At 71.9% G+C, this 22285-nt stretch carries 21 protein-coding genes; 12 read left to right on the forward strand and 9 right to left on the reverse strand.

The features are described 5' to 3' along the window. The first annotated feature begins 180 nt into the window (after positions 1-180). Complete coding sequence (locus tag FLW16_RS16945) at positions 181-2091, forward strand: adenylyl cyclase (RefSeq protein ID WP_260615335.1); 1911 nt, start codon at positions 181-183, stop codon at positions 2089-2091. Positions 2092-2144: 53 nt separating this feature from the next. Here the strand turns inward: FLW16_RS16945 and FLW16_RS16950 are convergent, their stop codons facing one another. Together FLW16_RS16950 and FLW16_RS16955 are read right to left on the reverse strand one after the other, a co-directional pair. Then, positions 2145-2573 (reverse strand): SRPBCC family protein, encoded by a 429-nt coding sequence (locus FLW16_RS16950; protein ID WP_142561055.1) that lies wholly within the window; start codon positions 2571-2573, stop codon positions 2145-2147. Between the two features lie 70 nt (positions 2574-2643). Next, positions 2644-3984, reverse strand: a complete 1341-nt coding sequence (locus tag FLW16_RS16955; RefSeq protein ID WP_221891128.1) for an MFS transporter — start codon at positions 3982-3984, stop codon at positions 2644-2646. A 149-nt stretch (positions 3985-4133) separates the two neighbouring features. Here FLW16_RS16955 and FLW16_RS16960 point away from each other — a divergent pair, with 149 nt between their 5' ends. Next, positions 4134-7751: a hydantoinase B/oxoprolinase family protein gene (locus FLW16_RS16960; protein ID WP_142561056.1), complete on the forward strand. Its 3618-nt coding sequence runs from the start codon at positions 4134-4136 to the stop codon at positions 7749-7751. 315 nt (positions 7752-8066) lie between these two features. On the opposite strand, the gene FLW16_RS16965 is transcribed toward FLW16_RS16960, so the two are convergent. Next, positions 8067-8546, reverse strand: a complete 480-nt coding sequence (locus FLW16_RS16965) for a hypothetical protein (RefSeq protein ID WP_142561057.1) — start codon at positions 8544-8546, stop codon at positions 8067-8069. 70 nt (positions 8547-8616) lie between these two features. Here FLW16_RS16965 and FLW16_RS16970 point away from each other — a divergent pair, with 70 nt between their 5' ends. Further along, on the forward strand, positions 8617-9606 hold the full coding sequence (locus FLW16_RS16970; protein ID WP_142561058.1) for a YafY family protein: 990 nt from the start codon (positions 8617-8619) through the stop codon (positions 9604-9606). Between the two features lie 186 nt (positions 9607-9792). After that, positions 9793-11235, forward strand: coding sequence for a hypothetical protein (locus FLW16_RS16975; RefSeq protein ID WP_142561059.1), 1443 nt, complete (start codon positions 9793-9795; stop codon positions 11233-11235). An 869-nt stretch (positions 11236-12104) separates the two neighbouring features. Here FLW16_RS16975 and FLW16_RS16980 read toward each other — a convergent pair. The 3 genes from FLW16_RS16980 to lpdA all read right to left on the reverse strand — a co-directional run bounded on the left by FLW16_RS16980 (position 12105) and on the right by lpdA (position 15794). After that, positions 12105-12950, reverse strand: coding sequence for an HD family hydrolase (locus FLW16_RS16980; protein WP_185949457.1), 846 nt, complete (start codon positions 12948-12950; stop codon positions 12105-12107). Between the two features lie 159 nt (positions 12951-13109). After that, positions 13110-14291, reverse strand: coding sequence for an FAD-dependent monooxygenase (locus FLW16_RS16985; RefSeq protein ID WP_142561061.1), 1182 nt, complete (start codon positions 14289-14291; stop codon positions 13110-13112). A 102-nt stretch (positions 14292-14393) separates the two neighbouring features. Then, positions 14394-15794, reverse strand: coding sequence for a dihydrolipoyl dehydrogenase (lpdA, locus tag FLW16_RS16990; RefSeq protein WP_142561062.1), 1401 nt, complete (start codon positions 15792-15794; stop codon positions 14394-14396). Positions 15795-15908: 114 nt separating this feature from the next. Between lpdA and FLW16_RS16995 the strand changes: the two genes are divergently transcribed. Continuing rightward, positions 15909-16307 carry an SRPBCC family protein gene (locus FLW16_RS16995; RefSeq protein ID WP_142561063.1) on the forward strand — a complete coding sequence of 133 codons (399 nt, stop codon included), beginning with the start codon at positions 15909-15911 and terminating at the stop codon, positions 16305-16307. Between the two features lie 22 nt (positions 16308-16329). On the opposite strand, the gene FLW16_RS17000 is transcribed toward FLW16_RS16995, so the two are convergent. Both FLW16_RS17000 and FLW16_RS17005 read right to left on the reverse strand, forming a co-directional pair. Next, positions 16330-16623, reverse strand: a complete 294-nt coding sequence (locus FLW16_RS17000) for a hypothetical protein (RefSeq protein ID WP_142561064.1) — start codon at positions 16621-16623, stop codon at positions 16330-16332. Between the two features lie 4 nt (positions 16624-16627). Next, complete coding sequence (locus FLW16_RS17005) at positions 16628-17554, reverse strand: TIGR03620 family F420-dependent LLM class oxidoreductase (protein WP_142561065.1); 927 nt, start codon at positions 17552-17554, stop codon at positions 16628-16630. A gap of 384 nt (positions 17555-17938) precedes the next feature. Here FLW16_RS17005 and FLW16_RS44525 point away from each other — a divergent pair, with 384 nt between their 5' ends. Next, positions 17939-18508, forward strand: a complete 570-nt coding sequence (locus FLW16_RS44525) for a hypothetical protein (RefSeq protein ID WP_142561066.1) — start codon at positions 17939-17941, stop codon at positions 18506-18508. Here FLW16_RS44525 and FLW16_RS43730 read toward each other — a convergent pair. After that, positions 18505-18807 (reverse strand): MarR family winged helix-turn-helix transcriptional regulator, encoded by a 303-nt coding sequence (locus FLW16_RS43730; protein ID WP_185949458.1) that lies wholly within the window; start codon positions 18805-18807, stop codon positions 18505-18507. The genes FLW16_RS44525 and FLW16_RS43730 overlap by 4 nt on opposite strands. Here FLW16_RS43730 and FLW16_RS43735 point away from each other — a divergent pair. The 6 genes from FLW16_RS43735 (at position 18799) to FLW16_RS17040 (ending at position 22248) form a co-directional block, all read left to right on the forward strand. Next, positions 18799-19101, forward strand: coding sequence for a nuclear transport factor 2 family protein (locus FLW16_RS43735; RefSeq protein ID WP_185949459.1), 303 nt, complete (start codon positions 18799-18801; stop codon positions 19099-19101). The two genes, FLW16_RS43730 and FLW16_RS43735, sit on opposite strands and share 9 nt — an antisense overlap. A 195-nt stretch (positions 19102-19296) precedes the next feature. After that, the gene (locus FLW16_RS17020) at positions 19297-19770 is read left to right on the forward strand and encodes a GAF domain-containing protein (protein WP_142561068.1); all 474 of its coding nucleotides are present in this window, start codon (positions 19297-19299) and stop codon (positions 19768-19770) included. A gap of 66 nt (positions 19771-19836) precedes the next feature. Further along, complete coding sequence (locus FLW16_RS17025) at positions 19837-20565, forward strand: GAF and ANTAR domain-containing protein (RefSeq protein ID WP_142561069.1); 729 nt, start codon at positions 19837-19839, stop codon at positions 20563-20565. Further along, on the forward strand, positions 20537-20902 hold the full coding sequence (locus FLW16_RS17030; protein ID WP_139579725.1) for an STAS domain-containing protein: 366 nt from the start codon (positions 20537-20539) through the stop codon (positions 20900-20902). Before FLW16_RS17025 ends, FLW16_RS17030 begins: the two co-directional genes overlap by 29 nt. A gap of 66 nt (positions 20903-20968) precedes the next feature. Continuing rightward, a complete protein-coding gene (locus tag FLW16_RS17035; RefSeq protein WP_142561070.1) occupies positions 20969-22021 on the forward strand; it encodes a quinone-dependent dihydroorotate dehydrogenase in 1053 nt (350 codons plus the stop codon). A 29-nt stretch (positions 22022-22050) separates the two neighbouring features. Then, positions 22051-22248 carry a heavy-metal-associated domain-containing protein gene (locus FLW16_RS17040; protein WP_142561071.1) on the forward strand — a complete coding sequence of 66 codons (198 nt, stop codon included), beginning with the start codon at positions 22051-22053 and terminating at the stop codon, positions 22246-22248. The last annotated feature ends 37 nt before the right edge of the window (positions 22249-22285 follow it).

Here is a 22285-nt window from a genome sequence, read left to right on the forward strand (position 1 = left end):
CCGACCGCTCCGGGGCGGTTCGGCGCCCTGAGGGAGTCGTATCCCGAAAAATCAAGGGATAGCGCCGGGGCCGGTTCGCGCGGTACAAACATCCCACGCATTTTTTTCAGGGCTTGATACAAGGCGGGCCCGCGAGAGAGCGCTCTCTCGGCTGCGTACGCAGCGGAAAGGACGAACCGTATGACGACGCAGACTCCTGGCATTGGGAGTCCCAGGAAGCGGCGCTCCGGCCGCCGGTTGATCGGCCGGGCGTTCACGTTCGGTCTCGTGCTGACGACCGCCGTCGTGACGGCGGGAACGACGGCCGCCATCGCCGCCGCCCCGGCCCCGGCCTCCGGAAACCACGGAGGAACCCCCGACCTCGGGCCCGACGTCACCGTCTTCGACCCCGGCATGCCGGTCGACCAGATCCAGGCGACCCTGGACGCGGCGCACACGGCTCAGGTCGACAACGAGATGGGCGCCGAGCGCCACGCCTACCTCTTCAAGCCCGGCACGTACGGCACCGCCGAGCACCCGCTCCAGATCAAGGTCGGCTACTACACCGAGATCGCCGGCCTCGGCGCCTCGCCCACCGACGTCGTCATCAACGGCAAGGTCGAGGTCTACAACCGCTGCCTGGAGAACAACGGCACCGGCAACTGCCTCGCGCTCGTCAACTTCTGGCGCACGCTGTCGAACCTGTCGATCAACATCAACGCGGCGGGCCAGGACGGCTGCCGCCAGACGGCGAACTTCTGGGCCGTCTCCCAGGCGGTCTCCATGCGCCGCCTCAACGTCAGCGGCGGCACCCTGTCGCTGATGGACTACTGCACCGCCGGCCCGCAGTACGCCAGCGGGGGCTTCATCGCCGACTCCCGGCTGCCGTCCGTCACCAACGGTTCCCAGCAGCAGTGGCTGACCCGCAACACCGAGATCGCCGGGTGGTCCAACGGCGTGTGGAACCAGGTCTTCTCGGGCGTCGTCGGCGCGCCGGACGAGTCCGGGTTCCCGAACCCGCCCTACACCACGGTGGAGAACACCCCCGTCAGCAGGGAGAAGCCCTACCTGTACGCCGACGCGCAGGGCAGGCTCAACGTCCGGGTGCCGGCCGCGAGGAAGAACACGCGCGGCGTCTCGTGGGCGAACGGCATGACGCCGGGCCGCACGGTGCCGCTGTCGGACTTCTACGTCGCCAAGCCGTCCGACTCGGTGCAGGCCATCAACAGCCAGCTCGCGCGCGGCAAGAACCTGCTGCTCACGCCCGGCGTGTACGACATCGCGCGGAGCATCGAGGTCAAGCGCCCCGACACCGTGGTCCTCGGCCTCGGGCACGCCACCCTCACCGCCGTACGCGGCGCGATCCCGATCGACGTGGCCGACGTCCCCGGCGTGGTCGTCGCCGGAGTCACCGTCGACGCGGGCACGCAGAAGTCGCCGGTCCTGCTGCGGGTGGGCAAGGAGCACGGCGGCGGCCACCGGACCTCGGCGGACAACCCGACGACCCTGTCCGACGTGTACTTCCGGGTCGGCGGCCCGCACGTCGGCAAGACCGAGACCGCCCTCGAGGTCGACAGCGACAACGTGCTCATCGACCACACCTGGGTGTGGCGCGCCGACCACGGCGTCGAGGGCTTCACCGACACGCAGCGCTGGAACACCAACATCGGCCGCTACGGCGTCGTCGTCAACGGCGACCACGTGACGGCGACCGGCCTGTTCGTCGAGCACTTCCAGCGCTACAACACGGTCTGGAACGGCGAGGACGGCACGACGATCCTCTACCAGAACGAGCTGCCCTACGACCCGCCGACGCAGGCCGACTGGATGAACGGCTCCGTGGAGGGCTACGCCGGCTACAAGGTCGGCGACCGCGTGAAGAGGCACAACCTCTACGGCGCGGGCGTCTACGTCTTCAACCAGAACAACCCGCAGATCCACACCGAGAACGGCTTCGAGGTGCCGCAGACGCCGGGCGTGCGGCTGCACCACATCATGACGGTCAACCTCAGCGCCGGGACGATCGACCACGTCGTCAACGGCGTCGGCGACGCGGCCGACACGACCAAGGTCGGCGCGCCGCAGTACATCGCGGACTACCCGGCCCAGTAGTCACCCCTGTGGGCCGGGGTCCCCGGACTCCGGCCCACCGTCGGCGGAACCGCTCACACGGCGTCGCCCGACTCGCAGCGCCGTCTGAGGCTCTCCGCCTCCGTGCGTACGTACCTTCGGGTGCGGCCGCCGACCAGCAGGCTCATCAGCGGCGCCAGCGGTCCGGACTGGTCGATCCCGAGCACGACGGACACCCCGCTCTGGCGGGGCGTGAGCACGTGCGTTCCGATCGTGGTCACGCCGCCGCCGGTCGCCTGCCAGGCGAAGGACCTGCCGTCGGTGAACTCGCTGACCTGCCAGACCATCGGGGGAAGGCCCGGCTGCTTGATCCTGAACCGGCCGCCGAGGCCGAGCGGGCCGTCGCCGAGGGGCTCGACCGTGGTCATGGTGGGAGTGAACTCGGGCCATCTGGCGACGTCCGTCATGACCCGCCAGACCCGCTCCGCGGTGGCGTCGATGTCGACGCTGGTCTCGAACCGCATGCCCGCAGTCACTCCCTCTTCGTCTCCGACCCGATCGGCCCGGCGGCTCATGCGAGAGCCGCGGACACCCTCACGATGATGCGGTCGTCCCCTGCGGTCGATCAACGGGAGAGGTCCCGGCCGCCCGGCCCCGGCGCAGCGCGGCGGTCGCCGCCGCGGCGGCGGGCACCAGGATGACCGCCGCCGCGATGTTGACCGCGCGGAAGCCGCCTGCGGCGAGGATCGGCCCGGCCAGCGCCGCCGCGGCGGCGCCCGCGTAGTTCATGCCGGCGTCGGTGGCGCCCTGCAGCGGCACCCGGACGTGGTCGGCGGCGGTGCCGGTGAGCAGCGCGGACGCGGAGATCAGCGACGCCGACCAGCCCACGCCGAGGACGATCAGCGCGAGCGCGGTGAGGGCGCTGCCCTCCGCGGCGGAGGCGGCCACGAAACCGAGCACGACGGCCGTCGCGAGCATCAGCATCCCGGCGCACGCCATGCGGACCGCGCCGAGCCGGTCGGCCAGCCAGCCGAAGACCGGGCTGAGGGCGTACATGCCGAGCACGTGCAGGCTGATCACCACGCCCACCAGCTGCAGGGACATACCGTGGTGCTGCATGTGCAGCGGCGTCATCACCATGACCATGACCATCATCGCGTGCGCCACCGCGATGAGCACGACCGCGAACCGCGCGGCCGGGTCGGCCGCCGCCCAGCGCAGCGCCGCCACCGCTCCCACTGCCCTGGTGCTCTTGCCCGCCTCGCCTGTGTCCGCCTCGCTTGTGTCCGCCTCGCTTGTGTCCGCCTCGTTGGTGGCCGGCGCGGACGAGCGTGCGGCGGGCCGGAGGAACACCGCCACCACCGCGCCCGCCAGGGCGAAGGACACGACCGAGAACACGTAGGGACCTGCGAGGCCGGGCAGGCCGAGCCACCGGCCGAACCGGTCGGCCACGTCGCTGAGGTTGGGGCCGGCCACGGACCCGATCGTGGTCGCCCAGATGACGATCGACATCGCCCTGGCCCGGGCGCCGGGAGCCGCGCCGTCCGCGGCGGCGTACCGGGACTGCAGGTTCACCGCCTGCCCGACGCCGAACAAGGCCAGCCCGGCCAGCAGCACGACGAGCTGTGCGACGACGGCGGCCGTGACGATCAGCGCGCCGCCGAGCACGGCGATCGCGTACCCGAGGGCGAGCGAACGGCGCCGTCCGTGCCGGGCCGCGACGCCGGCCAGCGGCACCGCGGCGACCGCCGCGCCGAGCACGCTCGCGGCCTGCCCGAGCCCCGCGAGGGACGTGCCGCCGAGCCGCTCCAGGAGCAGCCCGCCGACCGCGATGCCGGAGGCGACCGCGACGCCGCCGAGCAGGTTGCTGGTGACGAGGGCACCGATGACCCCGCTGCTGACCCCGCTGCGCTTCACGCTCCGCTCGGAGAGCACTGCCGGAACCACCTTTCCGTCACGCCCGGTCCGGTGTGATCCGGAAAACGACACCTGATGATATGTCCGGCGTGGGTCGATGACTCTCGCCGCGAGCGCCGAAGCGCCGCCCTGATACAAGGGATGTACGGGCGTGCGGAGGGGGTCCGATGCCTGGAGACCGGTGGCAGTTCTGGGTGGACCGCGGCGGGACGTTCACCGACGTCGTCGCCAGGCGCCCGGACGGGCGGCTGGTGACGCGCAAGCTGCTGTCGGAGAACCCCGCCCGCTATCCCGACGCGGCGGTGGCGGGCATCCGCGCCCTGCTGGACGTCCCCGTGGGCGAACCGATCCCGGTCGAGCGGATCGAGTCGGTGCGGATGGGCACCACGGTCGCCACGAACGCACTGCTGGAACGCCGGGGCGAGCGCACGGCGCTGGTGATCACCAAGGGGTTCGGCGACGCGCTGCGCATCGGCTACCAGAACCGCCCGCGCATCTTCGACCGGCGGATCGTGCTGCCGGAGATGCTGTACGAGCGCGTGGCCGAGGTGGACGAGCGGATCACCGCCGACGGCACGGTGCTCCGGCCGCCCGACCTCGAAGGGCTCGCGCCGCGGCTGCGGCGGCTGCGCGAGGAGGGCGTGCGGGCGGTCGCGGTGGTCTGCCTGCACAGCCACCTGCACCCGGCGCACGAACGGGCGATCGGGAGCCTGGCCAGGCGTACGGGCTTCGCACAGGTGTCCTGCTCCAGCGAGGTCAGCCCGCTGATGAAGCTGGTGCCGCGCGGGGACACCACCGTGGTCGACGCCTACCTCTCTCCAGTCCTGCGCCGGTATGTCGAGGCGGTGGCCCGGCAACTGCCCGGCGTACGGCTGATGTTCATGCAGTCGAACGGCGGGCTGGCGGAGGCCGGGCACTTCCGCGGCAAGGACGCGATCCTGTCCGGCCCGGCCGGCGGCATCGTCGGCATGGCGCGCATGTCCCGGCTGGCCGGCCTCGACAAGGTGATCGGCTTCGACATGGGCGGCACCTCGACCGACGTGTCCCACTACGCGGGCGCGTACGAGCGGGTGGTCCAGACCCAGGTGGCCGGCGTACGGCTGTCCGCGCCGATGATCGCCATCCACACGGTGGCGGCGGGCGGCGGGTCCGTCCTGCGTTTCGACGGCGGGCGATACCGGGTCGGACCGGACTCCGCGGGGGCCGACCCCGGCCCGGCCTGCTACCGCAACGGCGGCCCGCTGTGCCTCACCGACGCCAACGTGATGCTCGGCCGCATCCAGCCCGGCCACTTCCCCGAGGTCTTCGGCCCGGACGGCGACCTGCCGCTGGACGCGGACGAGGTGCGGCGGCGGTTCGCGGAGACGGCCGCGGACATCCGCGGGCGGACCGGCGACGAGCGCGACCCCGAGCAGGTCGCCGAGGGCTACCTGCGGGTCGCGGTCGAGAACATCGCCAACGCGATCAAGCAGATCTCCGTGCGGAAGGGCCGTGACGTCACCGAGTACGCCCTCACCACGTTCGGCGGGGCCGGAGGGCAGCACGCCTGCGCGGTGGCCGACGCGCTCGGCGTCCGCACCGTGCTGGTGCCGCCGATGGCGGGCGTGCTGTCCGCCCTGGGCATCGGGCTGGCCGACACGACCGTGATGCGGGAGCAGTCGGCCGAGGCCCGGCTGGAGCCCGCCGCGGCGAGGCGCCTGACCGCCCTCGCCGACACCCTGGAGGCGGCGGCCCGTCGCGAACTGCTGGACGAGGGGGTGCCGGACGGGCGGATCCGGGTGAGCAGGCGGGTGCGGCTGCGCTACGAAGGCACCGACACGCCGCTGCAGGTGGACCTGGCCGGGACGGACGCGATGGCGACGGCGTTCGAGGCCGCCCACCTGCGGACGTACTCCTTCCTCATGGACCGGCCGCTGGTCGCGGAGGCGGTCTCCGTCGAGGCGGTGGGCCTGACCGAGCAGCCCGACCTCGCGGACCTCGCCTCCGGAGCCGCCACCGAGGCGCGGACGGCGATCAGCGTGCGGATGTACACCGGCGGCGCGTGGCGCGAGGTGCCGCTCTATCGGCGGGAACGGCTGCGCCCCGGCGACACGCTCACCGGCCCGGCGATCGTGGCCGAGGCCGACGCGACCACCGTCGTCGACGACGGCTGGCGGGCCGGGGTGACGCCGTACGGGCACCTGCTCCTGGAGCGGGAGCGGGAGCGGGCGCGCCCCGGGGCTGTCGGCGTGACCACCGAGGCCGACCCCGTGATGCTGGAGGTCTTCAACAACCTCTTCATGTCCGTCGCCGAGCAGATGGGCGCCCGGCTGGGGGCCACCGCGCAGTCGGTGAACATCCGAGAGCGGCTCGACTTCTCCTGCGCGCTGTTCGACTCCGGCGGCGACCTCGTCGCCAACGCGCCGCACATCCCGGTGCACCTCGGGTCGATGGGCGCGAGCGTCAAGGAGGTGATCCGCCGCCGGGGCGACGGGATGCGGCCCGGCGACGTGTACGCGATCAACGACCCCTACCACGGCGGCACCCACCTGCCGGACATCACGGTCGTCACCCCCGTCTTCGACGACGCGGGCCGGGAGATCCTGTTCTTCGTGGCCTCCCGCGGACACCACGCGGAGATCGGCGGGCTGACGCCCGGCTCGATGCCCGCCGGGAGCCGGAGCGTGCGGGAGGAGGGCGTGCTGTTCGACTGCCGGCTGCTGGCGGACCGTGACGGCCTGCGCGAGAAGGAGACGTGGCGGCTGCTCACCGCGGGGCCGTACCCGTCCAGGGACCCCGCGACCAACCTGGCCGACCTGCGCGCGCAGATCGCCGCGAACGCCAAGGGCGTCGAGGAGGTCGGCGCGATGATCGGCCACTTCGGCCTCGACGTCGTGCGGGCCTACATGCGGCATGTGCAGGACAACGCCGAGAGCGCGGTCCGCGCGGTGATCGACGGGCTCGGCGAGGGCCGCTACCGCTACGAGACGGACTCCGGCGCCGTGATCTCGGTGGGCGTCTGTGCGGACCGCGCCCGCCGCACCGCGACGATCGACTTCACCGGCACCTCGCCCCAGCTCGGCACCAACCTCAACGCGCCGTCGGCCGTGGTCACCGCCGCCGTGCTGTACGTCTTCCGCACCCTGGTGGCCGACGAGATCCCGCTCAACGACGGCTGCCTGCGGCCCCTGCGCATCGTCGTGCCGGAGGGGTCGATGCTGGCCCCGGCGTACCCCGCGGCCGTGGTCGCCGGCAACGTCGAGACCTCGCAGGCGATCACCGGCGCGCTCTACGCCGCGCTCGGCGTCCAGGCCGAGGGGTCGGGGACGATGAACAACGTCAGCTTCGGCGACGAACGGCGCCAGTACTACGAGACCGTCGCCTCGGGGTCCGGGGCGGGAGACGGATTCGACGGGGCGGCGGCGGTGCAGACCCACATGACGAACTCCCGGCTGACCGACCCCGAGGTGCTGGAATGGCGGTTCCCGGTGCTGCTGGAGGAGTTCGCCGTCCGGCGCGGCAGCGGAGGCGCCGGACGGTGGCGCGGCGGGGACGGGGCCGTGCGCCGCATCCGGTTCCGCGCGCCGATGACGGTCAGCGTGCTGTCCGGCCACCGCCGGGTGCCGCCGTACGGCATGGCCGGAGGCGCTCCGGGCGCGCTGGGCGTCAACCGGGTGCGGCGCGCGGACGGAAGCGTCGTCCACCTGGCGGGTTGCGACTCGATCGGGGTGGAGCCGGGCGACGTGCTGGAGATCGAGACGCCCGGCGGCGGGGGATACGGGCCCCCGGATGGCGGCCCCTCCTGACGCGCTCCCCCTGGCACCGCCCTCCTCGGCCTTCGCGGCGAGGAGGGCGGGCTTCCAGCGGTTTCGCCGTTACCACACCGGGCGGCTTTTTCTGGCGATGGGCCGCGGGGTTCGCACCTGACATGGCAGGCGCTTGCTCAGGAGTCTCTCATCCGGTCCTCACGGCCGGGTGCAAGGCGACTCCATGATCGATCCAAGAAATCGCCGGTCACAGGGTCGAGCAGACCGTGCCGTTCAGGCGGAACACGGTGATCTCCTGGTCAAGTGCGCGGGGCGTCGCCCCTGGTCAGCGCGCTTGTCGCGCTTGTGGTTCTTTCATCGGCGGCCTCCCGTCGTGCCTTCGGGCAGCGTGTCGGCGAGGTAGGCGCCGAGGTCGGGGTGGTCGGGGGCGAGGATGTGCCGCACCCACGCGTCGCGTTCGTGCAGGATCGGCGGCAGCTCCCAGACGCAGCCGATGAGCGAGCGGTCCGGCCGGATGAAGTGGGTGGAATCCCGGTCGGGGCAGCCCAGTGCGGGCTGACCGGCCACCGCGTTGCCGTAGTGCAGGGCGTTGTCCCACGCCCAGGTGTAGGCGTTGATGTAGGCCCCGTCGTCCCCGCCCCTGTGGAGGACGATGAAGGCGGCCGGGGGCGTGCCGTCCGGTTCCGGCAGCAGCTCGGGCAGCACGGCGTACGCCGCCTTCTCGACCTCGGGGTCGATGCCGGCCGGGTCGGCGGTGACGTGGTAGCGCTTGACGTGGTAGCCGCCCACCTCGATCGGGGGCGGCACGAAGAGCAGTTTCTCCGCGAAAGCCATGACGGGCACGGTAGGACCGCTTCGCTGACACCTTCTGGCAGTGGAATCGCGCCAGTGGAATGCTGGGGCTGTGCGCGCGTCCCGGCTGCTGTCGATCCTCCTGCTGTTGCAGTCGCGCGGCCGGGTGACGGCCCGGCAGCTCGCCGACGAGCTGGAGGTGAGCGTTCGCACGATCTACCGGGACGTCGAGTCGCTGCACGCCGCCGGCATCCCGCTGTACGGCGAGGCCGGGCACGAGGGCGGCTACCGGCTGATGGACGGCTTCCGCACCCGGCTCACCGGCCTGACCGAGCGGGAGGCAGGGGCGCTGTTCCTGGCAGGGCTGCCGGGACCGGCCGCCGACCTCGGCCTCGGCGCCCTGCTGGCCGCGGCGGAGCTGAAGATCGAGGCCGCGCTCCCCGCCGGTCTGCGGGAGGAGACGCGGCGGGTGCGCGAGCGCTTCCATCTCGACGCGCCCGGCTGGTACTACGACGGCGACCGGTCGCCGCACCTGCCGGAGGTCGCCGAGGCCGTCTGGAACGCCCGGGTCGTCCACGTCCGCTACCGGCGCTGGGTGGAGCCCTGCGAGGTCGAGCGGAGGCTGGAGCCGTACGGGCTGGTCCTGAAGGCGGGGAAGTGGTATCTGGTGGCGCGCTGCGACGGCGCGTTGCGCACCTACCGGGTCGGCCAGATCCTCGCGCTCACGGTGACCGGTGAGACGTTCGAGCGCCCGGAAGGCTTCGACCTGGCGGGACACTGGCGCGAGCACCTGGCCGGGTTCCGCTCACGGCTGCTGCGGGGGCACGCGGTGATCCGGCTGTCGCCGCGGGGCCGGGAGCGGCTCGCGGAGGTCATGAGCTCGGCCGTCGCCGGGGCCGTGGACGAGACGGCGGGCCCGCCGGACGAGCGGGGCCGGGTCACCGCCACGGTGCCCATCGAGTCGGTGACGCACGCGCGGACGGAGTTCCTCAAGCTCGGGGCCGAGGTGGAGGTCCTGGAGCCGGACGAGCTGCGGCGCGAGATGGCGGCGGCCGCGCACGCTCTCGCGGCCCTCTATCCGCCGCCGTCGAGTCTCGAATGAAAAAGCGCCACAATTCCGGCGGGTCAGATAAAAGCTGATACCAACTCGGCGAGCGCCCTGACAGGGTGCGGTCCGAGTTCTATCCTTGACGGCGTCACTGACAAGATTCTCGCGATTGCGGGAGAAGAAGTGCCCAAGACCACGCGTACGCCGCGAAGGGAGAAAGCGCGAAGCGAGGGCGCGCGAGTGGACGGGCTTCGTGATCCGGATGTCGAGACCTTCGTCGGCGCGATGGGGACGCGTATCCGCGCGGACGCCGAGACGGTCGGAGTCGACCTCCGGACCCTGGAGATCCAGGTAAGACTGCACCTGCCCCGGTTGAGCAGACCGGCCATCGCCGGCTGGTCTCCGGACAAGGTGTACGAGGAGATACGGTTGCAGGCCGTCGTCAGGGCGGCCCAGGTGCGCCAGTCCGCGGAGGACGCGGCGTACCAGGCTCACGCCTCCGTCCTCCTCAACGTGAACAAGGCGCACCGGGACCTGAGCCTGTCGTTCGGCGACGGCTACCGCACCTGCCTGCGCTTCGCCGAGGTCAGGCCGAGCATCGGCCATCTGGTCCAGTCGAGACTGCACTACCTGCACAGTGAGAGGGCCGACACCGTCCTCCAGTTCGGGCTCTTCCTGCCGGGCGCGACGATGCCGATCACCTACGTCGCCTTCTCGCGATGCGACCGCCAGTACGTCCTGGACGCGCTCACCGGGCACGGGCTGGACGTGAATCCGGACCGGATAATGGTCCTGACAAGAATGCACGGGCTGGCGGGAATCCCGGCGAACCTCATGAGCCTGACGATCGCCCGAGCGGTCCGGGAGATCAGGGTGGAAAACGCCGGGGATTATGTCATCACGGCATACAACCCCATGCTCGGTTTCGGCGGCACCTCGTTCCTCGCCTCGGGATTCAGGCCGATCGCCCTGTCACCCGTGGCGTATCGCTACGACGACAAAGGCCTTTTCCAGACGCGCCGGATATCCGGGGCGTCGGTGCCGCAACTCCTGGACACCCCGGACAACGTGCTCATGGTCCTCGGCGCCACCTCGGCCGCGAAGCGGAGCGTCGGCGGGATCGAGAGCCTGATCAGGGTGTCGCGCCGCACCCACTCGGGCGGCGACCACGTGAGACCCGTCAAGGCGGACTTCACCTCGCCGCAGTGGGCGGACCGCCTGCTCGGCTACCGCCGGATGCTGGAGTCCTGCTGGTCGGACCGCACGGTCCATCCGCGCTATCAGGAGTCGCCGGTCCCCGCGGGCGACCCCCGGGGCCAGTGCGGGGTCACCTCCGTCTGGCTCGCCCGCAGGCTCCGCGCCGACCTGCTGCTCGAACCCGTCTACTGCTACGGGCGGCTGCGGGTCGGCCGCGACGACGCCGAGGACGTGAGCCACCACTGCTGGGTCGAGATCGGCCCGGCCCACGACCCCCGGCGGTTCGTCATCGACCTGACCGGCGACCAGTCGGACGGCGTACGCGAGCCGATCATCCTGGGCGAGCACCGGGCGCTGGCGGACCGGGGGCTGCGGTACGAGACCGCGGCGAGCCTGCGCCTCGACGAACTGCCGAAGGACCGGGTGTGGCCGCGCTTCCTCGCGCTCGACGACCGCCTGCGCGGCGTGGAAGAGGGGCGGACATGACCGCGGACATGACCGGGGTCCGGCCCTCGGTGCTGCTGCTGTCGTCCGACAGCAGGCGACGGTACGCGGAGGACGTCCTGAGGGCGCTGGCCCTGCCCAGAGGGGCGATCATCCAGTTCCGGTACGAGACCGACTACGTGGCGGGCGCCCTGCAACAGGCGATCGCGAACGGCTCCGCCGTCGGCCGGCGGTGCCTGGTGGCCTTCCTCGCGGACCGGGAGTCGCCCGAGACGGAGCCGTTCGTCGTGCCCGTGCGCTTCGCGACGGTGGTGGCGACCGCGTGCGTGGCCGACATGGCCGTGTTCCGGCTCAGGGTGGACGACTACGCGAACCTGGAGGAGTTCCCGCTGGCCGAGGCGGACATCAGGGCCAAGGGCGGCTGGTTCGTGGACAGGCTCGCGGAGGCCAACGGCGGGCACTGGTATCCGGCCACCACCCGCTTCCCCGACCTCCACCTGCACGAGCGGCCGGGCGACGACCCCGTCGCGTGGCTCGGGGTGGCCCGGCGGCTCGCCCGGCATCCCACCTACAGGTCCTCCTACTTCGTCCGCACCGAGGAACCGCTGCTGGGCAGGGACAGGACGGGCACGCTCGACGCCGAGGGCCGGCTGCACCTGAGCGACGGCGACTCGGTGAAGATGCGGGTCAGCTTCTACTCCGACGGCTACACGCCGACCGCGAAGCGGCTCGTCTGCACGACCGACGGCACCTTCCTCAAGATCGCGTCCGACGACTCCTACGACGTGGCGTCGCGATACGACACGGTGGAGTTCTGGCTGCGGCCCGAGATGCTGGGCTTCGACGCGCTCGCGCGGGTCGGGATCACGCTGGCGGCCGACACCGGGGCGGGCCCGGCGCCGGGAGGCGACTCACTGACGACGAGCGCCGGGTTTCCTGTGGTCGTGCGCCGCTCGCGGTCGCGCCTCCTCACGCGGGTGTCGGCCAGCGCGGCCGGGGCCGTCCTCGTCGCCCTGCCCGCCGTGCTCGGGCCGGGCGTCGGCCTGCCCGTGCGGGTGCTGTGCGCCGTCTGCGGAGCGGCCCTGCTCGCCGTCGCGAACATCGTCATCTCCCACGCCAGGTGACACCCCACCGGAGAACAGGTGCGGGCGCCGTGCGAACTCCCGGCACAGCTCGTCGAACAACGGCAGCAGTGCCGGGCAGCTCATCCGTATCTTCCGCCTGGCCGTGATCTCGGTGTGCTTGTACGCCGCCCAGGTCGGCCGCAGCGGGTGGTGGTCGGCCAGCAGCACGTTGACGTGGGGGAGAAGCTTGTCCAGCGCGTAGACGAACCTGCTCTCCGGGTCGCGCTGCGCCTTGTAGCCGTACAGGTCCTCGACGAGCCAGGGGAACGTCCCGCCGAAGTCGCGGGTGATGATCTCCCGCGCCTCCTCCTCGCGTACGGCCTTCTTCTCCCGTTCCGCCGGGTCGGCGTAGACCGAGACGTCCCCCGCGTGGACCTCCGGCAGGTCGTGGACCAGCGCATATCTGGCGATCCTGCCCGGGTCCAGGGCCGGGTCGATCAGCGGTCCGAGGCAGACCGCGACCAGGCCCAGGGCGAAGGAGTGCTCCGCGTCGTTCTCCCGCCGGGTGACGTCCTGCGGCACCACAGAGGACCGTTCGATCACGCACGGCGGGAAGACCAGTTCGCGCATGAGGGCCATCAAAGTGTTCGCGCCGACCGGGGAGCCGTTGTTTTCCGCGTCGTTCCTCGCCATCGGGCCGCCCTCGCATTGTTCGCCCGTACGCGGCCACGGCGTTTCGCGCACGGCCTGATTCCCAGCGTAGCCGACCATTCATCGACGCCGTGGGAAGTGTTTTCTGCGTGAATGGCCGGGCAAGCCGAATGCCTGTTCGGTAACCGGCATTTCCGCATTTCAGGCCGCATAGTCCTTGAGCGTTATCGAGGTGGCCGCCTTGGTGCTCATCTTGTCGAGCACACGCATCAGCGGCCCGGCCGTGAGCACCCGGTAGACCAGATCGCGCCGCCGGATCGCGCCCCGCGTCGCCGGGGCGAGGAAGGAGCCCGCGTTGCCCGCGACCCGCTGGCACGCCTTGGCGAACCCTCTGATCAGCCGCTCGTACTCGGGGAACGCGGCGCGGTGGTCGCCGCGGGCGGCGGCCAGCTCGCCCGCGAGCACGTACGCGGCCACGACGGCCATGCCGGCCCCCATGCCGCCGCAGGTGGCGCCGTAGCCGGCGTCGCCGAGCAGCGCGATCCGCCCGCTCGTGTAGTGGTCCATGTGGACGAGGCTGATCGAGTCGAAGTAGAAGTCGGACGCGTCCGGGACGGCCTCGATCAGCCGGGGGACCTCCCAGCCCGCCCCCACATACCGGTCCATGACGATCTTCTTCTGCTGCGCCACGTCGCGGTGGTCGAACTCCAGCCCCGGGGCGCGGAAGACGCACATCACCCCGGCGGTCACCCCGTCCCTGGCGCCCGCGATCGACACTCCGCGGCCGGGCTCGTTGTAGAGCAGCGTGTCGCGGCCGAGCCCCAGGTGGTCGGGCGCGCTGAAGATCGCGACGTGGTGGCCGGACGGCCGCACGAACCGCGACTCCGGGCCGAAGGCCAGCCGCCGGACGTTCGAGTGCAGGCCGTCCGCGCCGATCACGAGGTCGAACGTCCGGGGCGCCCCGCGCTCGAAGGTCACCTCCACCCCGTCCGGGGTCTCGGTCATGGACGCGATGGAGTCGCCGAAGACGTACTCCACGTCGTCCCTGGTGAGGTCGTACAGCACGCGGGCGAGGTCGCCGCGCAGGATCTCCACCTCGCCGCCGGTGAACTCGGCGGGCAGCGCGACGACCTGCTCGCCGCGCCAGTCGACCACCCGCAACGGGCCGGGATCGGTGCGCAGGCGGCGGATCTCGTCGAGGACGCCCATCCGCCGCAGCACGTTCATGTGGACCGCCCCCCGGAAGTCGACCGCCTGGCCGCCCTCGCGCAGGGCCGGAGCCCGCTCGACGACCGTGGGGGCGAAACCGTGCCGGCGCAGCCAGTAGGCGACGGCGGGCCCGGCGATGCTCGCGCCGGAGATCAGAACCGATGGGGTCGTCATGCGCGCTCCTCTGAATTCCGTGGCCGCGGTGTCGCGGCCACGGGAAGAGCGTCGGCCCCGGCGCTGACGGATCGCCCACCGGCGGCTGACCGCCCGCCACCGTCACATGTTGATCATGTGGCCGGCCAGGCCGTGGATCGCCTCCTTCACCGCCTCGCCCAGGGTCGGGTGGGCGTGGACGTTGCGCGCGACCTCGTGCACGGTGAGGTCCCACTGCTGGGCCAGGGTCAGCTCGGGCAGCAGCTCGGTCACTTCGGGCCCGATGAGGTGGGCGCCGAGGATCTCGCCGTACTTCGCGTCGCTGAGGACCTTGACGAACCCGGAGGGGTCGCCCAGGCCGTGCGCCTTGCCGTTGGCCGTGAACGGGAACTTGACCACCTTCACGTCGAAGCCCTGCTCGCGCGCCTGGGCCTCGGTGTAGCCGAAGCTCGCGATCTGCGGCTGGCAGTAGGTCGCCCGGGGGATCATCACGTAGTCGAGCTCCATCGTCTCCGCGCCCGCGATGGTCTCGGCGGCGATGACGCCCATCGACTCGGCGGCGTGCGCCAGCATGAGCTTCGCGGTGACGTCCCCGATGGCGAAGATGTGCGGCACGTTCGTGCGGCAGCGGCCGTCGACGGCGATCGCGCCCCGCTCGGTCAGCCGTACGCCGGTGTGCTCCAGGCCGTATCCCTCGACGCGCGGCTGGAAGCCGATGGCCTGCAGCACCTTGTCGGCCTCCAGCACGGAGGTCTCGCCGTTCCTGGAGACCGTGACCCGCACCTTGTCGCCGCTGTCGTCGATCGACTCGACCCGGGTGGAGGTCAGCACCTCGATGCCGAGCCGCCGGTAGCGCCGCGCCAGCTCCGCCGAGACCTCCTGGTCCTCCAGCGGGACCATCCGGTCGAGGAACTCGACGATCGTGACCTTCACGCCGTAGTTGTGCAGGACGTACGCGAACTCGACGCCGATCGCCCCGGCGCCCGCGATGATCACGCTCTCGGGCAGCGCCTCGCTGAGGATCTGCTCCTCGTACGTCACCACGCGCTCGGACAGGGACGTCCCCGGCAGCAGGCGGGTCGTCGCCCCGGCCGCGATGATGCAGTGGTCGAACGTCACCGTGCGCACCGAGCCGTCCGCGCCGCGCACCTCCATGGAGTCCGGGCCGGTGAAGGTGCCCCGGCCGTCGTACTCGGTGATGCCGTTCTTCTTCATCAGGTAGTGGACGCCCTTGACGCGCCCGTCCGCCACCTGGCGGCTGCGGCGGAAGGCCGCGCCGTAGTCGAGCGTGATCGGGCCGTCCGCCTGGATGCCGAACGTCTTGGTCTCGTTCGTCAGGATGTGGGCGAGTTCGGCGTTGCGCAGCAGCGCCTTGGAGGGGATGCAGCCGACGTTGAGGCAGACACCGCCCCAGTAGCGCTCCTCGACGACCGCCGTGCTGAGCCCGAGCTGGGCCGAACGGACCGCGGCGGTGTAGCCGCCGGGCCCGGCGCCGAGGACCACGACATCGTAATGATCGGTCATGCACCGGACCCTACGCCGCCGTGCGCATCCGTCCCCGGGGAGGGGGTGCGGAGGATGGACCGGACCACGGCGGGTAGGGGCTCCCTACGTCGTCAGAGGAAGGAGTGACGGATTATGACCGAGTTCGAGCGGTCCCGCAGGATGCCCGCGCCGGCCGACCAGGTGTTCCGCCAGGCGTGCGACGTCGGCAAACTGGATCTCTGGATGCCCCGTGAGCTGCACGTACATGCGGAGGAGCCGCCGGCGGTCACGGTCCACGAGGACGAGACGGGACAGGACGAACGCGCGCTGCTGCGGGCCGAGCAGGACCAACTGCGGATGGAGTGGGGCACGCGCGATGTGGACCGGTACGCCGGATGGCTGCAGGTCGCCGGCATCGACGACGACAGCAGCGATGTGACGGTCCACCTGTCCTTCTTCGACGAGCGGCACACGCCCCCGGCCGAGGCGGTGGAGCAGGCGCTGGACGACAGCCTCGAACGGCTGGCCGAGCAGGTGCGCCAGGCGGCCTGACCATCTGTCCGGCCCGCTCGGGCTAGTCCGCCTTCCCGTCGGGGTGCGCGTCCCCTGGACGGCCCGGGTGGCCCGGGCCGGCCGATGGGGTGGGCGGCAGGGGCGGGGCGAACGCGGAGGCCCGGGCGCCGGCCAGGCCGAGAACCTGCCGTATCCACGCCTCCAGTCCCGTCGGGTCCGGCGGGGTCAGAGGATCCTGCCCGCCGTGTGTTCCCTGCCCGCCCCGCCCGCCCGGTGTTCCCTGCCCGCCATGCGTGCCCTGCCCGCTCTGCCCGCCGTGCTCTCCGCGCCCCCGCCCGGGAGTCGCCGCGGTCACGCCGTCACCCCAGGAGGGCGGGGGCCAGCAGCCGCAGGTGCTCGATCTGCGCGCCGACCGAGTCGGCCAGCGGTTGGACGCACACGTGGTCGGCCCCCGCGTCGTGGTGGGCGCGGACACGCTCGGCGATCGCCTCCGGCTCGCCCCAGGCCACGATCGCGTCGATGAGCCGGTCGCTGCCCCCGCCCGCGAAGTCGTCGTCGGAGAAGCCCAGCTCGCGGAGATTGTTCACGTAATTGGGCAGGGAGAGGTACATGGCGGCGTACTCGCGGGCGATCTCCCGGGCGCGGCCGGCGTCGGTCTCGACCACCACGGCCTGCTCCGGGACGAGAACCGGGTCCTGGCCGAGGATCTCGCGCGCCTTCGCGGTGTGCTCGGGCGGCACGAAGTACGTGTGCGCCCCCTGGGCGTGCTGCGCCGCCAGTTCGAGCATCCGGCGGCGCAGCGCCGCCAGCACCCGGGGCGGCCTCTCCGCCAGCGGCACGCCGAACGACGCCCGGTCCATCCCGTCGAGATAGTCCCGCATGTACTGGAGCGGCGCGGAGTATTCGTGGCCGCGAGGGGCGACCAGCGGCTTGTGGCTCACGCCGAGGCCGAGCACGAATCGGTACCCCCACGCCTCGGCCAAGGTCGCGGCGCCGTTGGCCGCGGCCACCGCGTCCCGGCCGTAGATGTTCGCGATGCCCGTCGCCACGTGCAGCCGCTCGGTGGCCGACAGCAGGAGCGCCGCGTTCGTGAACGCCTCCCGCCCGTCCGGGGACTCGCCCACCCAGAGCGCCGGGTATCCGAGCCGCTCGATCTCCGCCGCGGCCGTTCTGGCCTCGTCCGCGGTCGCCGTTCTCGACAGTGAGAACAGCCACACTCCCGTACGGCCGAGGCGGCGCCTCAGCTGGGTCGATTCCACGGTGGGCGGTTGCGTGCGCTCGGCCATCCGGACGCTCCTTGTCTGTCACGCGAGATCGGGCGAAGGGGGCGGTTCGCCAGGGACGTCGCCCCCGCGGGGCCGGACGGCCGCGCCGGCGGGCGTCGCAGCCTCAGCATCGCATCGCACGCGCCGGGGACCTCGGCACCTCCCCGCGATCGGTTCCACGTGTCGGGGCGCACCGCCGCGCCCCGTACGGCTTACTCCGATTTCCCCGAATCCGGCGGTTCATCCATATTGGTCGCTGATTCGCCCCGAGGGCGGCGAGAGGTCCGTGAGGCGGAACCCACGAAACGGCAAAGGCCTGTCCCGGATCTTCGCGTCCTGGCGGCGGGGCCGCCGTCGCCACGTGTCTCCTGGGAGCCGACTCGCTCACTTCCCAGGAGGCCGAACATGAGGAAACTGCTGTATGCCGGCGCGGTCGCGATCAGCCTGCTGGCCGCCGGATGCGGCGGTGCCGGCGACGACGCCAGCCGCGTCGCCAACGACCAGCTCAACGAGTCGCAGACGCCCGAGCCCTCCGAGAACCCCTCGGGGACGACGCCGTCCGCCACCGGATACACCGCGTCGCCGACCTCTCCCGTCCAGGCGTCCCCCACGGGGCCCGCACGCATCGACGCGGCGCCCACCTCGCTCGGCAGCGTGCTGGTCGGCGTGGAGGGCCGCACGGTGTACCTGTTCACCAAGGACAAGGGCGGCGCCTCCGCCTGCACCCAGGCGTGCGCCGCCGCGTGGCCGCCCGTGCTCACCGCCGGCGCGCCCCAGGCGGGTACGGGCGTGCACGCGAACCTGCTCGGGACCCTCCACCGGGAGGACGGCACCACGCAGGTGACCTACAACAAGCACCCGCTCTACTACTACGTGAAGGACCAGAAGGCCGGCGACGTGCTCGGCCAGGGCCTGAAGGACTTCGGCGGCGAGTGGTACGCCGTCACCCCCGAGGGCAAGAAGGCCAAGCGTTAGTCTCGGAGCGCGGCCATGCTGTGCAGCAGCCGGGCGAGCAGGGCCGACAACTGCTCGCGCTCGTCCGGCGACAGCAGCGCCAGGAGCGACTCCAGCCCCCGCACGTGGTCCTCGACGCTGCGTTCGAGCAGGTCCCGGCCCGTGTCGGTGAGCCGTACGCGGACGCCCCGGCCGTCCTCGGGATCGGGCAGGCGGGCCAGCAGCCCCGCCGCCTGGAGACGGTCGAGGCGGTTGGTGGTCGCGGCGGGGGAGACCTGGAGGCCGCCGGGGCGTTCCTGACCGACGACTCGGTGCTCCACGTCCCCGGGCGCAGCACGAACACCGGCGACCACGCCGGGCGGGAGGCCGTCGTCGGTTTCGTGGTCAAGGCCGCCACGCTCAGCCAGGGGACGCTCAAGCTGCACGTCCACCGCGTCCTGGCCGACGACGAGGCGGCCGTCGCGCTCGCGACGTACACCGCGACGCGGCCGGACCGTGAGGTGCCGCTGGAGAACAACCTCGCGCACGTCATCACCATGCGCGACGGCAGGATCGCCGAGTCGTGGCTGCACAGCCGCGACCAGTACGAGGTAGACGCATTCTGGGGCGAATGACCCCGTTTCCCGGTCCGTTCGCGATCCGCCTTCCCCCCGCAGGAGGGCGGATTTCCCGTGTCCTCTCCAGCCCTGCCGGCCAACCCTTTCGGCAACCCTGGGGATCACCTGGCTACCACTGCTCGGAGCCCACTAGGCTTAGGGGCACTCCGCCCTGTGTCCGCGGCCGCTTGATCGTTTGAAAGTGGGCTCGCGATGGCATCGGACGCGTCGTCTCTTCTCGAGAACGTCCTCACCGGCATGGCCGACCTCTTCGGGGTCGACGGTGCCGCGCTGATGCTGCTCGATGGCCAGGACCGTCTCCGCGCGGTCGGGGCGACCGACGACGACGGCGTACTGCTGGAGTCCGCCCAGGAATCCGTGGGCGACGGTCCCGCCATCGAGAGCGCCGCCAGTGGCGGCCTCGTCGCGATCCCCGATCTGCACGCCGCGAGGCCCATGGGGTTCCCGCACGTGGCCGTCCACGCCCCGCCGGTCCGGGCCGTCCTCTCCGTACCGCTCATCGAGGATCGCGAACTCATCGGCGTCCTGGACTTCTACGCCCGTGACGGGCGCCTCTGGGACCGCACGGAGGCGGAGGCCGGATCACGCCTCGGCGAGCTGATGGTCATCGTTCTTCAGGTCCTGGCAGAGATCAGGACTGATCGAGCCCCCTCCGGGCAGTTGTGATGGCCGAATCGGCGCCTCTCCCCCAGGCCACGGCGGTGCGAGGTGAGGTTCACGAGAGGATACGGAATGACCCATATCGATCCTGAGGCTCTTGTCGCCAGCCTACGACGTCTGCAGAAGGACCGGGCGGCGACCGGGATCGTGCACCACCTTGAGCGCATCGTCCAAGTGGTCGACCGGCTTTTCGGATACTCCGGCGCCGGCCTGATGTTCGCCGAGGAGGACCGCACCCTTCGCTACCTCTTCGCCACCGACGAGCGTGGCCGTAGTCTCGAGCGCGCTCAGGCGGTGACGAGCCAGGGCCCGTGTGTGGCGGCGTACGTGGGCGACACCGCGGTGACGACGGTCGACGTGCGCGCCGACCGGCGGTGGCCGGCCCTGCGTGAACTGCTGCACCCCGAGGTGCGCGCGGTGGCGGGCGTGCCGATCCGGCTCGGCGGCGTGCCCGTGGGCACCCTCAACGTCTACCAGGACGCGCCGCACGAGTGGCAGGAGAGCGACACCCAGGCCCTCCACGCGTACGCCCACGTGATCGAGCAGGTCCTCGTGGCGTCGATGGAGGCGGACGAGAAGGCCGTGCTCGCCGACCAGCTCCAGTACGCCCTGGACTACCGGGTCGTGATCGAGCGGGCCATCGGCTATCTCATGGGCAAGCACGATCTGACGGCATCGCAGGCGTTCACCGGGCTGCGCAAGCAGGCCAGGGACAGTAGACGGAAGGTATCCGAGCTCGCGGCGGAGCTGCTGGGCGAGCAGGGCCAGAGGAATGTTGCGAATCCAGACCACGTCGTCTGAGGCCGGCATCCGGATGGCCGTGAACGGCGACCTCGACGTGTCGGGGGTGCCGGAGTTCCACGCCTGCCTGCGGCAGGTGCTGGGGACCTACCGGCCCGGACACGTCGAGGTCGACCTGGCCGGGGTCGGCTTCCTCGACTGCGCGGGCGCGCGGAGCCTCCTGTGGGCCGACGCGCGTGTGCGGGAGTGGGGCGGCGGCGTGACCTTCGTCCGCCCCGCCCCGCCGGTGCTGCGGCTGCTGCGGCTGCTGGGCTTCGACTCCGCGCTGTCCATCCGTACGGCGTCGCACGTGCCGCTGCCCCAGCCCACGGCCGAGGCCCGCCCCCGGCCCAACTGACCGGACGTACGGCCGGTGGGCCCGGCGGCCCGAGGTGGGCGATGGCCGGGCGATAGTCTTGCCGTGATGTATCGACTCGTGTTCACGCAGGTCCTGAGCCGCCTCGACGCGGAGGCCGTCCACCACCTCACGATCAGGCTGCTCCGCCTGCTCGGGATGTTCCCGCCCCTCGTGCGGCTGCTGCATCGGCTGCTCGCGCCGAGGGCGGAGTCGCTGCGCGTCCAGGCGTTCGGCGTCCACTTCGCCTCGCCGTTCGGGCTCGCCGCCGGGTTCGACAAGGACGCCGGATGCGCCGAGCCGCTGTCGGCGCTCGGATTCGGGTACGTCGAGGTCGGCACGATCACCGCGCACGCCCAGCCCGGCAACCCCCGGCCGCGGCTGTTCCGCCTGCCGGAGAGCCGGGCGATCATCAACCGGATGGGCTTCAACAACGCCGGGGCGGCGGCCGCCGCGAAGCGGCTGCGCAGGGTGCGCCACATTCCGGCCGTGGTCGGCGTCAACATCGGCAAGACCAAGGTCGTGCCCGAGTCCGGGGCCGTGCGCGACTACGTTGACAGCGCCCGCAGGCTCGCGCCGCTCGCCGACTACCTCGTGGTCAACGTGAGCTCGCCCAACACCCCGGGTCTGCGCGACCTGCAGGCCGTGGACCGCCTGCGGCCGCTGCTGTCGGCGGTCAAGGAGGCGGCCGGGCGCACCCCGCTGCTCGTGAAGATCGCGCCGGACCTTGCGGACGAGGACGTGGACGCCGTGGCCGAGCTCGCCGCCGAGCTCGGGCTGGCGGGCGTCATCGCGACCAACACCACGATCAGCCGCGAGGGCGTCGCGAGCACCGAGGCGGGAGGCCTGTCCGGGCAGCCGCTCAAGGCCCGCTCGCTTGAGGTGCTGCGCCGCCTGCGCCAGAAGGCCGGCGACCGGCTCACGCTCGTCTCCGTCGGCGGCGTGGAGGACGTCGACGACGTCTGGGAGCGGCTGCTGGCCGGCGCCACCCTCGTGCAGGGATACACCGGCCTGATCTACGAGGGCCCCCTGTGGCCGTCGCGGATCAACCGGCAGCTCGCCCGCCGGCTGCGGCGGCACGGCTACGGCTCGGTCCGCGAGATCGTCGGCCGCACCGCATGAATCCCCTTCTCCCGAGAATGGAGAGCGCCATGAGCGTCAAGACCTACACCGTGCAGGGCATGACCTGCGGCCACTGCGTGAGCTCGGTCAAGGAGGAGGTCGGCGAGATCCCCGGCGTCACCGGCGTCGAGGTTGATCTCGACAGCGGCCGCCTCGACGTCTCCGGGGACGTCGCCGACGACGCCGTGCGCAAGGCCGTCGAGGAGGCCGGCTACACCCTCGTGTGAACTTCGGCCGCGCCCACCGGTCACGTCGGCGCCATCC

This window comes from Microbispora sp. KK1-11 (assembly GCF_006874435.1).
GTDB classification, from domain to species: domain Bacteria; phylum Actinomycetota; class Actinomycetes; order Streptosporangiales; family Streptosporangiaceae; genus Microbispora; species Microbispora catharanthi.

Excerpts from the sequence above, each read along its gene's own strand:
- FLW16_RS17035 (WP_142561070.1), top strand. The coding sequence starts at position 20,969 with ATGTATCGACTCGTGTTCACGCAGGTCCTGAGCCGCCTCGACGCGGAG.
- FLW16_RS17040 (WP_142561071.1), top strand. The coding sequence starts at position 22,051 with ATGAGCGTCAAGACCTACACCGTGCAGGGCATGACCTGCGGCCACTGC.
- FLW16_RS16980 (WP_185949457.1), bottom strand. The coding sequence starts at position 12,950 with ATGGCGAGGAACGACGCGGAAAACAACGGCTCCCCGGTCGGCGCGAAC.
- FLW16_RS16965 (WP_142561057.1), bottom strand. The coding sequence starts at position 8,546 with ATGGCTTTCGCGGAGAAACTGCTCTTCGTGCCGCCCCCGATCGAGGTG.
- FLW16_RS17020 (WP_142561068.1), top strand. The coding sequence starts at position 19,297 with ATGGCATCGGACGCGTCGTCTCTTCTCGAGAACGTCCTCACCGGCATG.
- FLW16_RS16960 (WP_142561056.1), top strand. The coding sequence starts at position 4,134 with ATGCCTGGAGACCGGTGGCAGTTCTGGGTGGACCGCGGCGGGACGTTC.
- FLW16_RS17030 (WP_139579725.1), top strand. The coding sequence starts at position 20,537 with ATGTTGCGAATCCAGACCACGTCGTCTGAGGCCGGCATCCGGATGGCC.
- FLW16_RS16985 (WP_142561061.1), bottom strand. The coding sequence starts at position 14,291 with ATGACGACCCCATCGGTTCTGATCTCCGGCGCGAGCATCGCCGGGCCC.
- FLW16_RS44525 (WP_142561066.1), top strand. The coding sequence starts at position 17,939 with ATGAGGAAACTGCTGTATGCCGGCGCGGTCGCGATCAGCCTGCTGGCC.
- lpdA (WP_142561062.1), bottom strand. The coding sequence starts at position 15,794 with ATGACCGATCATTACGATGTCGTGGTCCTCGGCGCCGGGCCCGGCGGC.
- FLW16_RS16945 (WP_260615335.1), top strand. The coding sequence starts at position 181 with ATGACGACGCAGACTCCTGGCATTGGGAGTCCCAGGAAGCGGCGCTCC.
- FLW16_RS16995 (WP_142561063.1), top strand. The coding sequence starts at position 15,909 with ATGACCGAGTTCGAGCGGTCCCGCAGGATGCCCGCGCCGGCCGACCAG.
- FLW16_RS17025 (WP_142561069.1), top strand. The coding sequence starts at position 19,837 with ATGACCCATATCGATCCTGAGGCTCTTGTCGCCAGCCTACGACGTCTG.
- FLW16_RS16950 (WP_142561055.1), bottom strand. The coding sequence starts at position 2,573 with ATGCGGTTCGAGACCAGCGTCGACATCGACGCCACCGCGGAGCGGGTC.
- FLW16_RS17005 (WP_142561065.1), bottom strand. The coding sequence starts at position 17,554 with ATGGCCGAGCGCACGCAACCGCCCACCGTGGAATCGACCCAGCTGAGG.